Below are 15124 nucleotides of genomic sequence, written 5' to 3'. Positions count from 1 at the left end.
GGCCGCTCTCACCGCGTCGGAATGGCGATCACCGGCGTAGCGGCCGGCCCGGTGCGCTCGAACAGGCTCAGCAGCATCAGCAGCACCGAGAAAACGCGCTTCGACCGCAGGTCGTCCTCGGCGATCCAGAACCAGTTGCCGCGATAGGCCGCCGATACGTAGCTCTCCGACGGCGGCACGAGCGGCCGGAACGAGGAGAGGATCCGGATCGATCCGATGGTGGGCGCGGTATCGACGGCCACCGTCAGACCCGCTTCGATATGTCCCTCCGGCGGCTGCACGTCGGCCGAGAGGTTCGACAGGATCTGCAGGAACGAGCGGGTGTCGACGACGATCTCCTCGCCGGCCCCGCGGCCGAAGCCGTAGCGCACCGGCACGACGCGCGATTCCGGCTTCAGCCTCAAGAGCTTCAGCAACCGCTGGATCCGCGGTACCGTGGCACTTGTCGGATCGTCGCGGATCAGCAGCGTCACGCTGCGCAGGCCTTCCCCGCCGGGATCGAAACGGAAGCCGATCTCGCGTTCGGCGATCAAGCCCGCCAGCAGGCCCATCGCTTCGCTGAACTCCGGCTCGACGTCGCGCACCGCGTTGTTGGCCCCGACCTGCCGGTTGACCAGCCCGTTGATCGTTCCCAACGCCAGCGTCAGCGCGACCTCGGCCGGTGCGCCGCCATCGACCAGTGCGAACAGGTCGCTCGGCGACACCGGCGTCAGCAGCACGCGCGCATAGTCCGCGCCCTTGATCGGGACATAGGTGGCGGTCGGACTCTCCAGGAAGCTGGCGCTTCCGCCGACGGCGATGTCGTCGGCCAGATTTAGATTGTCGCTCAGCACCTGGCTGCCCAGGGTGACGCTTCCCGACCGGCTGTAGCCGGCGACGATCTGGCTGACCGAGATCAGCGCCGGTGCATCGAGGTAGCGCAGCTTGACAATATTCAGCAGCAGCTGCTGCTTCGACGCCTCGCTCAACGCATCCGCATAGTGCGGCTGGTCCCGCTGCACGACCGAGGGGCCGAGCGCCGTGCACGCCGAAACGGCGGCTGCCGCCATCGCGGCGACGAGAGGCCTGACGACGGCTCTCGGCAAGGCATTGAAGAGGATACGAGGCGCGACGTGATCGCTGGCGGGCGCTTCGGCACCGCGACGTCTCCGCATGGGGCGGCCCTTGTACAACGAAGCCCCCGGCACGGACTTACCAGTCTCCAGGCCGTTTGCAAGCAGGAAGCTCTTAACCGGGTGTTAGGCCGAGAGGGCCAGATTGGTCGCTGTCGCCGCGCTCTTGCATGCCTGATACGAAGTGTTGTCGCCGATGGACGTGATTCAGCACCCGGCCAGTACCATGATCCTCTGCATCTCGCCGGCTGGCGATCTGCTGGTGCCGGGGTCGGCCACGTTCAACGAACGCATCGGATACCAGAACCCGGATTTCGACATCGGCGACTACGCCGTGCGCAACATGGGCTTCGTCGCCGTCTCGCGCATCGGCACCGACGTCTACAAGCTCCGCTTCCGGCCCGAACTCCTGTCGGGCAAGGCCGTCGAAGCGATGACGCGCTTTATCGCTGTCCGCGACGCGCGGACGATCGAGCTCGAGGTGTTCACGGACAGCTGGCGATCGGAGATCCACCCCAACGATCACACAGCCGCGCAGCGCATCTACCAGCTCTGCGCTGCACCGCCCGCGACCCAGAACCGCAGTCGCCAGCGTTTCGAGGTCACGCCGCTGGCCATCGAGACGGCCACGGGCGATTTCGGCAATCCGATGAAGCCGATCTTCCAGAAATGGCGCATCTCCAGCGGCAAGTTCGACGACACGACGCTGCCCTTCGTGATGCGCTACGGGCTGTCGCTGCGTCTGACCATCGTGGCGGCGAAGACGCGCTCGTCGCCCCTCTGCTTCCAGTTCGTCAGCGATGAAGTCAAATTGTTCGACGCGCCGACGAAGAACACCCTGGTCGGCCGGCCGATCCTCGATCAGCCGGACAAGGAGTTCGCCAACTGGATTGCACCGCACTACGACGAGGCGGTGCAGGCGGGCACGTCGCGCCTCGACGTGATCGGCGCCACGGTCGCCAAGCCCGGCGGCGGCCAGCGGCGGATCTCCTACGAGCGGATGCTTCTACCCTGGCGGCACGGCCAGGACGGGATCATCGTCACGAGCACGGTCGTCATGCTGTCGACCGAACGGGAATCCCTGGCCAACGACAACAAGCCGCGGCTCGTCTCCAGCAAGTGACGGCGCGCCGGCTCTCCGGCGTGCAATTCCGCTCTAGCGCCCGCGCAACGCCCGTGTTTCCGCCTCGTCCACGCGTCCATCCGGTCCGATCGCCACGCCGTAGTCGCGGCGCGCCGCCTCGGCCGAGATGAAACCGTCGAGCACGTCGTCCAGAACCCGCGCCGGATCGCGCGCGAAGGGATCACCGTAGCCGCCGCCGGCTGGTCCCACACAGACGAAGCGCTCGCCCTCGCGGATCGTCATGTGTGGCGCCTTGGAGGGCAGTTCCCGGACGGCGCCGTCGGCGCAAACCAGCCGCAGCTCCGCCGGCCGCCCCTCGCCACCGCCGTCATGGCCCCAGGGCCGGAAGCCGTGCCCCTCGCCCTCGACCGAGGCGCCGCCGTCCGACAGATATTCGAACTCGCGGATCGAGCCCAGGCCGCCGCGCCAGCGGCCAGGCCCCGCCACGTCCTCACGCAGTTCGTAGCGGCTGACGCGCAGAGGCAGGTGGCTCTCGATGTCCTCGATCGGGTTGTTGCGGGTGTTGGCGTAGAGCGTGTCGACGGCGTCCATGCCGTCCATGCCCTGTCGGCCGCCGTAGCTGCCCTCGAAGATCTCCATGTGGACCCACTGCTTCCCGGCCTGAATGCCGGAGAAGGCGATGACCTTCAGATTGCCGATGCCGGCCGAGACCTGTCCCGGCACCGCCTGGGCCAGCGCCTTCATCACCGTGTCCGCCAGCTGATTGCCGGGCGCGAAGCGCGCGATGGTCGGCGCGGGGAAGATCGGGTTGGCGAGGCAGCCGAGCGGCGCCTTGATCTTGATCGGCCGCACCAGTCCCTCGTTCACCGGGATGTGTCCGAGCGTTGCCGTATCGAGCAGGACCGAGCGCACCGTCAGCCAGACCGCGATGTCGACGGTGCCCTCGAACGGCATGTTGATCGGCCGGTCCGGCACCTGGTCGGCGGTGCCGGTCAGGTCGACCTCCATCTCTTCGCCGCGCACGCGGATCGTCACCACCAGCGGCAGCCGGCTCTTCTTTGGATCGGGACTGTCGAGGAAGCCGTCGATATGCGTCGTCGCCGTGTAGTCGCCATCCGGCAGCTTGGCGATGGCGCCGCGCATCACGCGCTCGGCATAGTCCATGACCGATGCGCAGGCGGCCTTGAAGGTCGGGTAGCCGTATTGGGCGATCAGGTCGGACAGGCGGTCGGCGCCGATCCGCGCCGAGGCGATCTGCGCCTCCATGTCGCCGACGACGAGGTCGGAGACGCGGATGTTGTCGCGCAGGATCTGCCAGACCGCCTCGTTGCGCACGCCCTGGTCGTAGACCTTGATCGCCTTGAACTGCAGCCCCTCGGCATAGGCGTCCATGGCGTCGACGATGCCGCAGCTGCCGGGGCTGAGCGCGCCGATGTCGAGATGGTGCGCCGTGTTGGCGGCGAAGGCGACCAGTTCGCCCTCATGGAAGACCGGCACGATGAAGGCGACGTCGGGCCCGTGGCTGGCGCCGGAATAGGCGTCGTTGTGCATGATCACGTCGCCCGGCCGGATGGTCTGGCCGCGCTGTTTCATGATCTTCAGCACGCCGCGGATGTAGCCCGGGATCGGCCCGGACTGCAGCGGCGTGGACTGCGCCGATTCCGCCAGCCCCCTGCCCTCGGCGTCGACCAGACCGGCGCCGAAGTCCTCCGACTCGCGGATGATCGACGAGTAGGACATGCGCATGAGCTTCCAGCCCATCTCGACCGCGATGTTCTCCAGCGCGCCCTGGACGACGCTGGCGGTGACGCTGTCGACCTCGGGGTAGACTGGGGGCAGCGCTGCGGTGTCGGGGGCCATCACAGGGTCTCCAGGCGGAGGATCAGGTTGCCGGACGGGTCGGAAGTGAAGGTCGCGTCGGGCGGCACGACGGTGGTCGAATCCTTCTGCAAGACGATCGCCGGCCCGTGGATCGCCTCGCCCAGCGGCAGCGCCTCGCGCCGGTAGAACGGCGTGTCGAGCGTCTCCAACCCGGACGCGGTGCGGAAGACGCAGCGTCCTGTCTTCACCCTGGCTTCTGCGACGCTGGCGCCGCCCTCGGGCTCGGGTGCGCCGATCTTCGGCATGTGGCCGACGCCGGTGACGCGGATGTTGACGATCTCGACCGGGCTCTGCTCGAAGACGTGGCCGTACTCCTTGCGGTGCGCGGCGGCGAAGTCGGCCAGGACCTGCGCCGCGGCCGCCTCCGTCATGTCGCCCTCCGGGAACGGCACGCGCAGCTCGTAGCCCTGGCCGACATAGCGCAGGTCGCCCGCCCGCTCGAACGTCACCTCGGCGGGATCGACGCCGTCGGCGCGGAAGCGGGCGGCGAGGTCGTCGCGCATCGCGGCGAAGTCCGTCCGCAGGCGCTCCAGGTCCAAGGCACCGCTGACCTGGAATTCCGTGCGGATCGCGTCGTAGCGCAGGTCGGTGGTCAACAGGCCGACCGCCGACGTGATGCCCGGATAGGGCGGCACGATCACCTCCGGGATGCCGAGCGCCCGCGCCACGTCGGCGCCGTGCAGCGGCCCCGCGCCGCCGAAGGCGACCAGTGCGAAGTCGCGCGGATCGAGGCCCTTCTGCACGGTGCGCGAGCGGATGGCGTTGGCCATGTTGGCGTTGATGATCGTCAGCACGCCCTCCGCCGCCGCCTCGGCGCTCATGCCGAGCCGGGCCGCGAGGTCGTCGATCACCCGCCGCGCCGCGGCCACGTCGAGCCCCATCTCGCCGCCCAGGAAGTTGTCGGGGTCCAGGCGGCCGAGCACGACGTTGGCGTCGGTCACCGTCGGCAGCGTGCCGCCCCGGCCATAGGCCGCCGGTCCGGGCTGCGCGCCGGCGCTGCGCGGTCCGACCTTGAAGGCGCCGGCCTCGTCGACGAGGGCGATCGAGCCGCCGCCGGCGCCGATCGTGTGGATGTCGATCATCGGCGCCATGACGGGATAGCCGCCGATCCAGGTGTCGCGCGCCGTCGCCTCGGCGAAGCGGCCGTCGATGGTGATGCCGATGTCGGCGGACGTGCCGCCGACATCGAAGGTGATCAGCCGCGTCCGCCCGGCGAGCGCGCCGCACCACGCCCCGCCCAGCACGCCCGCCGCCGGCCCCGACAGGAGCGTCAGGATCGGGTGGTCCGCCACCATCGCCGCCGTGGCGACGCCGCCGTTCGATCCCATCACGTGAAGGTCGGCGCGGAAGCCCTCCTCGGCGAGCGTCTGCTCCAGCCGGTTCACGTAGGTGCGCACCTTGGGCCCGATGAAGGCGTTCAGCGCCGCGGTGGTGAAGCGCTCGAACTCGCGGAACTGCGGCGACACGCCGGCCGAGGTGCAGACGAAGCAGTCCGGATACTCCTCCTGCACGATGGCGCGGGCCCGCTCCTCGTGCGCCGGGTTCAGGTAGGAGAAGAGGAAACAGACGGCGATCGCCTCGACCCCCGCCGCCTTCAGTTCCCGCGCCGCGGCGCGCACGCCCTCTTCGTCGAGCGGCACCCGCACCTCGCCGCGCGGCGGCACCAGCCGCTCCTCCACCGTCAGCCGGTGGCGGCGCCGGACCAGCGGCCGGTCCTGCCACGGGATCTCCTGGCGGATCGAATAATGCTGCGGCCGCTGGTGGCGGCCGATGTGCAGGATGTCGCGATAGCCCTCGGTCGTGATCATCCCCGTGACGGCGCCGTCATATTCCAGCGCCGCGTTGGTCGCGATCGTCGTGCCGTGCAGCACATGGTCGATGGCGTCCCGCGGCACGCCGAAGCGCTCGCACAGTTCGGCGATGCCGCGGACCACGCCGCGCGACGGATCGTCGGGCGTCGTCGGCGTCTTGTGGATGATGGTGCGGCCGCTCCCGGAACCGTCGCCCGTGTCCGCGAGCACGATGTCGGTGAAGGTGCCGCCGACGTCGACGCCGATCAGATACATACGGACGTTCCCTGCTAGCCGAGCTCGAAACTGGTGACGCCGAACATCCGCCCAACCGGCAGATCCGGCCTGCCGCGCGCATACATCCGCGCAGTCTCGAAGGACGGCACCATGCCGCGGGCCTCGGCCAGCGCACGCGCGGCGGCGTTCGGCTCCGGCACGTCGAGGAAGACGGTGCAGCCGCCCCCTGCACTGTCGGCGGCGCCGACGAGGCCGTCGAACAGGATCTCGGCACCCGCCGCGTCGTCGGCGAACAGCGGCCCGACCTTATGGCCCTCGCGGCAGGCGCGGATGACGCCGTAGCCGCCGATCTCGCTGCCGCGCATCAGGACGTGTGCCGTGTGTCCAGGCCGGCTCAGCCAGCAGCGCAGAAACGCCGTGCGGGCCGCCGGAAACAGCGGCCGGTCATAGGCCTCCAGCATCGCGAACGGCAGGTCGCCCGCATCGGCGACGGAGTGGTGGCGCAGCGGCGCACCCGCGACGGTCCCGCCGTAGCGGATGTTGCGCCAAGCGAGATCGAAGCCCGACCTGCGGTAGTTGTCCTGCTGCGCCGGCACCCCGTCCAGGCCGACGATCCGCTCGCCCGCATGCGCCATCCCGGCCTGCCACAGTGCATAGCCGTAGCCGCGGCCGCGATGCGCCGGCGGCACGATGTAGAATCCCAGGAAGGCGAAGGCCTCGTCGTAGTTCGCGATGGAGATCGCGGCGACCATCTCGCCGTCCAGCCGCGCGGCGAGAAAGCCGGCGGGATCGACGGTCGTGAAGCATTCGGCGTCGTGCAGGCCCGGATTCCAGCCCTCGGCCGCCGCCCACTCGACGGCCAGCGCCACCTCGTCCGGCCGCATCGGTCCGATGTCGAGCGCCGCCACGATCAGCCCCCCGCGCCGTGCGGGTGCGTGGCGATCCAGTGCCGCGCGATGTCCGCCCGCGTCGCCACCCACACCCGGTCGTGCTGGGCGATATAGTCGAGGAACCGCGCCAGCGCCGCGGCCCGCCCCGGCCGCCCGACGAGCCGGCAGTGCAGTCCGACCGACATCATCTTCGGCGCCGTCGCTCCCTCGGCGTAGAGCACGTCGAACGTGTCCTGCAGGTAGGCGAAGAACTGGTCGCCGCTGTTGAACCCCTGGGCCACCGCGAAGCGCATGTCGTTGGCGTCCAGCGTGTAGGGCACGATCAGCTGCGGCCTGCCGTATTCGCTCGACCAGTATGGTAACTCGTCCGCGTAAGAGTCAGCTTCATAAAGAAAACTTCCGTTCTCCACGACGAGGCGCCGCGTGTTCGGGCTGCTCCGGCCGGTGTACCAGCCGACCGGCGCCGCACCGGTCGTCTTCACGATGGCATCGATGGCGAGCTGCATGTGCTCGCGCTCGGCCGCCTCGCCGACATGCTGATAGTCGATCCAGCGCCAGCCGTGGCTCGCCACCTCCCAGCCGGCCGCGACCATCGCCGCCGCAGCCTCGGGGTTGCGCAGCATCGCCATGCCGACGGCGAACACGGTCAGCGGCAGCCTGCGCTCGGTGAACATGCGGTGCAGCCGCCAGAAGCCGACGCGGCTGCCATATTCGTAGATCGACTCCATGTTCATGTGCCGCACGCCCGGCAGGGCCGCGGCGCCGACGATCTCCGACAGGAACGCCTCGGAGGCCGGATCGCCGTGCAGGATCGTGTTCTCGCCGCCCTCCTCGTAGTTCATGACGAACTGCACCGCGATGCGCGCGCCGCCCGGCCATTTCGGATCGGGCGGTACGGCGCCGTAGCCGCGCATGTCGCGCGGATAGGTCTTCTCGGTCATGGGATCACCCCTTCGGCGCGTAGGGCGCGAACATGCCGGCATAGGGCTTGGCGAAGGGCGGCGAATAGGCCAGCGCCTTGCTCGTCTTCACGCCGAGGCCGACCAGCGCCTCCAGCAGTTTCGTCCCGGCGGCGACACCGTCGATGCAGGGCACGCCGAGCCGCTCGGACAGGCGCGCCGACAGGTCGGCCATGCCGGCACAGCCCAGCAGCACCGCCTCGGCCCCCTCCTCCTGCACCGCCCGGCGGGCCATCGCCTCGACCTTCGTCTGGGCTTCGGAACCCGGCTCCTCGAGCGACAGCACGGTCACGCCGGCGGCCTGGAGATGGCAGCGCCGCTCGACGCCGTAGCGGTGCGCCAGTTCGCCGATGCGCGGCACCGAACGGTGGTTCGTCGTCACCACGGTGAAGCGGTGCGCGACCAGCGAGGCCACGTGCATCGCCGCCTCGCAGATGCCGATCACCGGCGCTGTCGAGATCTCGCGGCAGGCGTCCAGGCCGGGATCGCCGAAGCAGGCGACCAGAAATCCGTCATAGCCTTCGTCGACGCCCTTGCGGACCTCCTCCAGCAGGCCCGGCACGCAGAAGGCCTCGTCGTAGAAGCCCTCGATGCTGACCGGGCCGTGCGCCGGGTTGACCGCCGTGACCTCGGTCGACGGCGACGCGACGGCCTTCGCCGCCTCGCCGATCTTGCGGGTCATCGAGGCGGTGGTGTTCGGATTGATGACGAGCAGGCGCATCTCACACTCCCTTGCCGGCGTCGGAGCCGAGCCGCGCCCGGCGCCGCTGCAGTATCAGGAAGACGGTAAGCGCGATTGCGATCACCGAGAAGGACAGAGCTGTGGTCAGGGTGCCGAGCGCGTAGATGTTCGGCGTCGACGCGTTGGTCTGCAGCGCCTGGAGTTCCAGCGGCAGCGTGTTCAGGCTGCCCGACGCCTGCGACGTCCGCGCCAGCTCGTCGTAGGACAGGGTGAAGCCGAACAGCGCCACGCCGATCAGGCTGGGGGCGACGATCGGGATCACCACGCTGCGGATCGTCTGGTAGTCCGACGCGCCCAGGTCGCGCGCCGCCTCCTCGTAGCTGGGATCGAAACGGTTGAAGACGGCGAACATGATCAACAGGCCGAACGGCAGCGTCCAGGTCAGGTGCGCCCCCAGCGCCGAGGTGTACCAGGTGCGCTCGATGCCGAGCAGCTCGAAGCCGGCGCCGATGCCCAGGCTGACCACCACCGACGGCATGATCAGGCTGGCGACGGCGATGTAGAACAGCAGCGTCGCCCCCTTGAACCGCCGCCGGAAGGCGAGCCCCGCCAGGAAGGCGAAGGCGACGGTCAGCACCATGACCATCAGGCCCAGATAGAGCGACCGGTCGAACGCGCCCCAGATGTCGCCGATCGACTGCGGCCCGAACAGGTCGCGGAACCAGTGCAGCGACACGCCGCGCATCGGGAAGGTCAGGCCGCCGCCGGGTCCCTGGAACGACAGGATCAGGATGGTCAGCACCGGCCCGTAGAGGAACAGCACGAACAGGCCGAAGACCGCCGCCAGCACGTAAAAGGATCGCGGACGCGCGCCCATCTCAGAGCTCCTTGCGGATGTCGACGATCCGCATCAGGCCGATGATCATCACGATCGTGATCGCCACCAGCACCACCGCGCTGGCGGCCGCCGGCGGGAACTGCAGGTAGGACAGTTCGGTCGCGATCGCCTTGCCCACCGACGCGATCTGGCCGCCGCCCAGCACGTTCACCGTGATGAAGTCGCCCATGACGATGGCCACAACGAAGATCGAGCCGATGGCGATGCCCGGCTTGCACAGCGGCAGGACGATGTTGACCAGCGTCTGGAACCCGGTGGCGCCGGCGTCGCGCGCCGCCTCCAGCAGCCGGCGGTCGATGCGCATCATCGAATTGAAGATCGGCACGATCATGAACAGCGTGTAGAGGTGCACATAGCCCAGGATGACGGCGAACTCGGAGTAGAGCAGCCATTCCTGCCGCTCCTCGACGAGCCCCAGCGCCAGCAGCCCGTCATTGACCAGGCCGTTGCGGCCGAGCAGCGGGATCCACGCGATCATGCGGATCACGTTCGACGTCCAGAACGGGATCGTGCACAGCAGGAACAGCACGATCTGCCACGTCGTCGACCTCACGTGGAACGCGAGGAAATAGGCGATCGTGAAGCCGAGACAGAGGGTTATCGCCCAGACGACGAGGCAGAAGCGCAGCGTGATGACATAGGTGTTGTAGGTGACCGCCGACGAGAAGACGTCCTGATAGTTCTGGAACGTAAAGTCCGGGATCAGGATGTCGTAGGTCTGGTAGTCGAAGAAGCTGACCACCGCGACCAGCCCGATCGGCAGGACGAAGAACAGCAGGAACGTCGCCGCCAGCGGCAGCGCCTGCAGGTAGGAGGTCGCGGTGCGGGTCATGCCGGTTGATCACCTGAGACTGTCATTGCCGGGCTTGACTCGGCAACCCAGGGCGGTCGCACTGGTGCTGGGGCCCTGGGTGCCCGGGTCGAGCCCGGGCATGACAGGGAGGATGAGGGAGCAGCCCTACGCCGCGATGAACTCGTTCCACTTGCGGACCATGTAGCGGTCCTCGTCCATCACCGCGTTCCAGACCGTGACGTTGCCCATCCGGTCCCAGTAGGAACCGCCGTCGCGGACCGCGCCCGGATCCTCGATCTTCTGGCCGGTCGGGCTGACGATGGCCTCCGCCGCCGGCTTGCCCTCCATCCAGTAGTTCCACTCGTTCGCCGACATGTTCGCCTGCGCCGTCTCGAGCACCGCGGTGTAGTAGCCCTGGCGGTTCAGGAAGGCGCCGGCCCAGCCGGACAGGTACCAGTTGATGAACTCGTAGGCGGCGTCGAGCTGCTTGCCGGAGAGGTGCGACGGCAGGCCGAGACCGGACGCCCAGGCGCGATAGCCCTCCTTCAGCGGCTGGTAGACGCAGGGCACGCCGCGCTGCCGCACGGCGGTGACGGCCGGCGACCACATCGACTGGATCACCACCTCGCCCGAGGTCATCAGGTTGACGCTCTCGTTGAACTCCTTCCAGAAGGCGCGGAACTGGCCGTCCTTCTTGGCCTGGGTCAGGACGGCGATCGTCTTGTCGATCTCCTCCTTCGTCATGTTGCCCTTGTCGCCGTACGTCACCTCGCCCATCGCCTCGCAGACCATGGCGGCGTCCATGATGCCGATCGACGGGATGTTGAGGATCGCCGACTTGCCCTTGAACTCGGAGCTCAGCAGGTCGGCCCAGGTGGTGATCGGCCGCTTGATCAGGTCGGGCCGGATGCCGAGCGTGTCGGCGTTGTAGACGGTCGGAATCACCGTCATCCACTGGCTCGGCTCGGCCGCGAACTTCTTCGACTTCTGCTCCTCCAGGTAGGCGACCTTGATCGGTGCCGTGCCCTGGCGGCTCATCGCCTTGCCGTTCGGCAGCGTCCCCTTCGTGAAGATCGGCACGATCTTGTCGTAGGCCTTGATCTTCTTGACGTCCATGCCGAGCAGGTTGCCGCTGGGCACGATCTTGGCGAGCATCCAGTACTCGCTGTCGAGCATGTCGAACGAGTTGGGCTGCGTGACCGCGCGCTTCACCACGTCGTCCGAGGTCAGCGTGATGTACTGGATGTTGAAGCCCAGGTCCTCCTTGGCCTTCTGCGCCAGCTCGTTGAAGGCGTTCACGCCGGTGCCGGCGATGCGCAGCGTCACCGGATCGGCCGCATGCACCGCCGGGAAACCGGTCACGACATAGGGCGCCACGGCACCCGCGGCGGCGGCCGTCGCCGCCGTCTTCAGCAGGCTGCGCCGGCTGTAGGTGCCGGGGGTCTTCTTGGTATCGTCGGTCATAGTGCTGCGCTCCCTTTCCGCATGCTCGTTTCCGCGTCGCCGGATTGTCCCAGCACGCACACGTCCTCGATCGCCCACGACGCGACCGCCTCCTGTCCCGGCGTCAGCGGCCGGGCGTAGAAGGCGCCGTCCGGGACGACCGCGATGAACTCGTCCACGCCGGGACAGTCGAGCCGCACCTCGACATAGGTCCCCTGGTACTGCACCGAGGCGACCGTCCCGGCGATCTCCGAGCGGCCCTCCTGGGCGGTGCCGCCGACCGGGCGAAGCCGCGTCGCCGGGCCTACGGAGATCCGGTCGCGTCGCACCGAGAAGGCCGCCACCGATCCCGCGCCCGACGCCGCCGTCAGCGGCAGCACGAACCGGCCGGCCGGCGACCGCGCCACCAGTCCCGCGCCCTGCGCGCCCTCGACCGTGCCCGCCATGACGTTGTGGCCGCCGATGAAGCGGGCGACGAACGCCGTCGCCGGGCGGTCGAACAGGTGGCGCGGATGGCCCTGCTGCTCGATCCGGCCGTCCTTCATCACCACGGCGAGGTCGGCGAGCGCCATCGCCTCCTCCTGGCTGTGGGTGACGTGGATGAAGGTGATGCCGAGTTCGGTCTGGAGCCGCTTCAGCTCCTCGCGCATGCGGCCGCGCAGGAAGGGATCGAGCGCCGACAGTGGCTCGTCGAGCAGCAGCACGCCGGGGCTGGTGACCAATGCGCGGGCGAGCGCCACGCGCTGCTGCTGCCCGCCCGACAGCTGCGCCGGCAGGCGCGCGCCGTAGGCGTCCATGTGGACCAGCTTCAGCTGCTCGGCCGCCTTCTCGCGCCGCTCGACCTTCGAGACGCCGCGCATCTTCAGGCTGAAGGCGACGTTGTCGATGCAGTCGAGGTGCGGGAAGAGCGCATAGCTCTGGAACATCATCGCCGTCTGGCGCCTGGCCGGCGGCAGGTCGTTCACCTGCTGGCTGCCGATCAGGATGTCGCCGTCGCTGGCCTCCTCGTGGCCGGCGATCATCCGCAGCGTCGACGTCTTGCCGCAGCCGGACGGCCCGAGCAGGCAGCAATAGCTGCCCGCGGGCACCTTCAGATCGATATGGTCGACGGCGAGCGTCGTACCGTATCGCTTGGCGACCGAGATCAGCTCGACCTGTGCCCCTGTAGCCATCGCCCCCCGACCGGCGCTGCGGCGGCTGCGAAACCGCGTTTGCCGATCAGGGCAGCAATCGCCGTGCCAAGGAGGGGAGGGTCGGCGGCGGCACTGTTAACGGGCAGCGTCGCGGCGTCGAAACGCGCAACAGACCATTTAATCGCCAAGTAATCGCGCGATCGTCTATTTACCGTGCAACGAGCGCGAGGCGTCCCTCACCCCGCCGCAAACCCCTCGAACGGGGTCGCGATCCTGCGGACGTCCTGGAGCAGGCCCGGCGGCATCGGCGTCTCGTCGGGCACGTTGCTGGAGACCACGTCGCAGATCCCGCCGAAGCGCTTCTCGATCGCCGAAACGATGCCGTCGTAGGTGCCGATCGCGGCGAACAGTTCGACCGCCTCGTCCGGCACCTCGGCCGCGATCCTGTCCCACTGGCCGGCCGCCACCATGCGGTTGAGCGTGCGGCAGAGGTCGTGGAAGCCGTGCAGTTCGAGCACCGGCCAGTAGAGCCGCGTCGAGCCGTAGAAGGCGATGCGGTAGCGCACGAACTCGATGCCCGCGCGCAGGCTCGCCTCGTCCGGCCCGGTCACGATGTAGCCGCCGCCCGACACCTCGAAGTTCTTCCGCTCGCGGCTGCCGCGGCGCATGCCCTCGGCGATCTGCGGCATCACCACCTCCTCGGCATAGCGCCGGGTGCAGAAGGGGTGCAGGCGCACGCCGTCGCAGACGTGTCCTGCGACGCGCAGCATCGCCGGGTTGACCGCCGCGATGGTCACCGGGATCGGCGGCTGGCCGCTGCCCGGCGGCACGAAGCCCGGCGTCATCAGCGAGAAGCGATAATGCTCGCCCTGGTAGTTCAGCTCGCCGCCGGTGCGCCAGCAGGTCCAGATCGCGCGCAGCGCCTCGACATATTCCTTCATGCGCGGCGCAGGGGGCGACCAGGGGATGCCGAAGCGGCGCTCGTTGTGGCCTTTCACCTGGCTGCCGAGGCCGAGCGTGAACCGGCCCCGGCTGGTCTCCTGCAGGTCCCAGCAGGCGTTGGCGACGACCATCGGGCTGCGCGGAAAGGCGATGGCGACGCTGGTGGCGAGGCCGAGCCTTTCGGTCGAGACGGCGGCCGCGGCGAGCGGCAGGAAGGGATCGTGCCGGTTCTCCTGGGTCGCGACGGCGTCGTAACCGGCCGCCTCGATCCGCTTCGCCGCTTCCACCGTCTTGCGCAGGTCGCCCTGCGGCAGCCCCGTGCTGATGCGCATCTCCGTCCCTCCTCGTCGCGTCTGCGCTACGGATTAGTCCGGACCGCGCCCATCCGCCAGCCCCGAACGTGCCGGCGCATCCGGGGCAATCTTGCCGCCGCCGCCGGCTCCTGTAGGGTGTCCGGCATGTTTCGGAACGCCAAGGGAGCGAACAGAAAATGGGCTTTTTCGATCTGACCGGGCAGGTCGCCATCGTCACCGGCTCGACCAAGGGCATCGGCAAGGCGATCGCGTCGCGCATGGCCGAGGCCGGCGCCAAGGTCGTCGTCTCCAGCCGCAAGGCCGACGTCTGCGACGCGGTCGCGGCCGAGATCAACGAGAAGTGGGCGAAGAACGGCGGCGAGGCGATGGCCGTCCCCTGCCACGTCTATTACAAGGAGCAGCTGCGGCAGCTGGTCGACACGACGCTGCAGAAGTGGGGCAAGGTCTCGATCTGCGTGCCCAACGCCGCCGTGAATCCCTATCACGGCCCCTCCGCCGGCATTCCCGACGAGGCCTGGGACAAGATCATGGAGACGAACGTGCGCAGCACCTTCTGGCTGTGCCAGATGGTCCTGCCCAACATGGTCGAGAACAAGGGCGGCACGATCACCATCATCGCCAGCATCGCCGGCCTGAAGGGCAACGTGGCGCTCGGTGCCTATGCGGTATCGAAGGTCGCCGAGCACCAGATCGCCCGCAACATCGCGGTCGAGTACGGGCCGCACGGCATCCGCGCGAACGCCATCGCACCCGGCCTGATCAAGACAGACTTCGCCAAGGCGCTGTGGACCGACCCGGCGCGCCTCGACAAGATCAACAACACGCTGCCGCTGCGCCGTATCGGCGACCCGGACGAAATCGCCGGCATGGCCGTCTACCTCTCCACTCAGGCCGGCGGCTACGTCACCGGTCAGGTCCTCAACGTCTGCGGCGGCGCCTCGGTGAGCTGAGCGGACGTCATCCATT

The 15124-nt window shown here is 68.8% G+C and carries 13 protein-coding genes; 2 read left to right on the top strand and 11 right to left on the bottom strand.

From position 1 onward, the window contains the following. Positions 1-8: 8 nt before the first annotated feature. Complete coding sequence (locus ABIE65_RS04945) at positions 9-1049, bottom strand: hypothetical protein (protein WP_354075988.1); 1041 nt, start codon at positions 1047-1049, stop codon at positions 9-11. 259 nt (positions 1050-1308) lie between these two features. On the opposite strand from ABIE65_RS04945, the gene ABIE65_RS04940 reads away from it, so the two are divergent. Continuing rightward, positions 1309-2235 carry a hypothetical protein gene (locus ABIE65_RS04940; protein WP_354075986.1) on the top strand — a complete coding sequence of 309 codons (927 nt, stop codon included), beginning with the start codon at positions 1309-1311 and terminating at the stop codon, positions 2233-2235. 33 nt (positions 2236-2268) lie between these two features. On the opposite strand, the gene ABIE65_RS04935 is transcribed toward ABIE65_RS04940, so the two are convergent. From ABIE65_RS04935 to ABIE65_RS04890, 10 genes are all read right to left on the bottom strand, one after another. Further along, positions 2269-4056 carry a hydantoinase B/oxoprolinase family protein gene (locus tag ABIE65_RS04935; RefSeq protein WP_354075985.1) on the bottom strand — a complete coding sequence of 596 codons (1788 nt, stop codon included), beginning with the start codon at positions 4054-4056 and terminating at the stop codon, positions 2269-2271. Next, positions 4056-6143, bottom strand: coding sequence for a hydantoinase/oxoprolinase family protein (locus tag ABIE65_RS04930; RefSeq protein WP_354075984.1), 2088 nt, complete (start codon positions 6141-6143; stop codon positions 4056-4058). Before ABIE65_RS04930 ends, ABIE65_RS04935 begins: the two co-directional genes overlap by 1 nt. A 14-nt stretch (positions 6144-6157) precedes the next feature. After that, positions 6158-7012 (bottom strand): GNAT family N-acetyltransferase, encoded by an 855-nt coding sequence (locus ABIE65_RS04925; protein WP_354075982.1) that lies wholly within the window; start codon positions 7010-7012, stop codon positions 6158-6160. A 2-nt stretch (positions 7013-7014) separates the two neighbouring features. Continuing rightward, a complete protein-coding gene (gene puuE / locus ABIE65_RS04920; RefSeq protein WP_354075981.1) occupies positions 7015-7935 on the bottom strand; it encodes an allantoinase PuuE in 921 nt (306 codons plus the stop codon). A gap of 4 nt (positions 7936-7939) precedes the next feature. After that, positions 7940-8674, bottom strand: a complete 735-nt coding sequence (locus tag ABIE65_RS04915) for an aspartate/glutamate racemase family protein (RefSeq protein ID WP_354075980.1) — start codon at positions 8672-8674, stop codon at positions 7940-7942. A gap of 1 nt (position 8675) precedes the next feature. Beyond that, positions 8676-9512 (bottom strand): ABC transporter permease, encoded by an 837-nt coding sequence (locus tag ABIE65_RS04910; RefSeq protein ID WP_354075979.1) that lies wholly within the window; start codon positions 9510-9512, stop codon positions 8676-8678. Between the two features lies 1 nt (position 9513). Continuing rightward, on the bottom strand, positions 9514-10365 hold the full coding sequence (locus ABIE65_RS04905; RefSeq protein WP_354075977.1) for an ABC transporter permease: 852 nt from the start codon (positions 10363-10365) through the stop codon (positions 9514-9516). A gap of 126 nt (positions 10366-10491) precedes the next feature. Beyond that, positions 10492-11790 carry an ABC transporter substrate-binding protein gene (locus tag ABIE65_RS04900; RefSeq protein WP_354075976.1) on the bottom strand — a complete coding sequence of 433 codons (1299 nt, stop codon included), beginning with the start codon at positions 11788-11790 and terminating at the stop codon, positions 10492-10494. Then, the gene (locus ABIE65_RS04895) at positions 11787-12941 is read right to left on the bottom strand and encodes an ABC transporter ATP-binding protein (RefSeq protein ID WP_354075975.1); all 1155 of its coding nucleotides are present in this window, start codon (positions 12939-12941) and stop codon (positions 11787-11789) included. The genes ABIE65_RS04900 and ABIE65_RS04895 overlap by 4 nt, the downstream gene beginning before the upstream one ends. Positions 12942-13138: 197 nt before the next feature. Beyond that, positions 13139-14176 (bottom strand): TIGR03617 family F420-dependent LLM class oxidoreductase, encoded by a 1038-nt coding sequence (locus tag ABIE65_RS04890; RefSeq protein ID WP_354075973.1) that lies wholly within the window; start codon positions 14174-14176, stop codon positions 13139-13141. 158 nt (positions 14177-14334) lie between these two features. Between ABIE65_RS04890 and ABIE65_RS04885 the strand changes: the two genes are divergently transcribed. Continuing rightward, complete coding sequence (locus ABIE65_RS04885; RefSeq protein WP_354075972.1) at positions 14335-15108, top strand: SDR family NAD(P)-dependent oxidoreductase; 774 nt, start codon at positions 14335-14337, stop codon at positions 15106-15108. Positions 15109-15124: the final 16 nt, after the last annotated feature.

Origin of the sequence: Constrictibacter sp. MBR-5, assembly GCF_040549485.1 — a bacterium.
GTDB lineage: Bacteria > Pseudomonadota > Alphaproteobacteria > JAJUGE01 > JAJUGE01 > Constrictibacter.
This window is presented reverse-complemented; position numbering and strand designations above follow the sequence as displayed.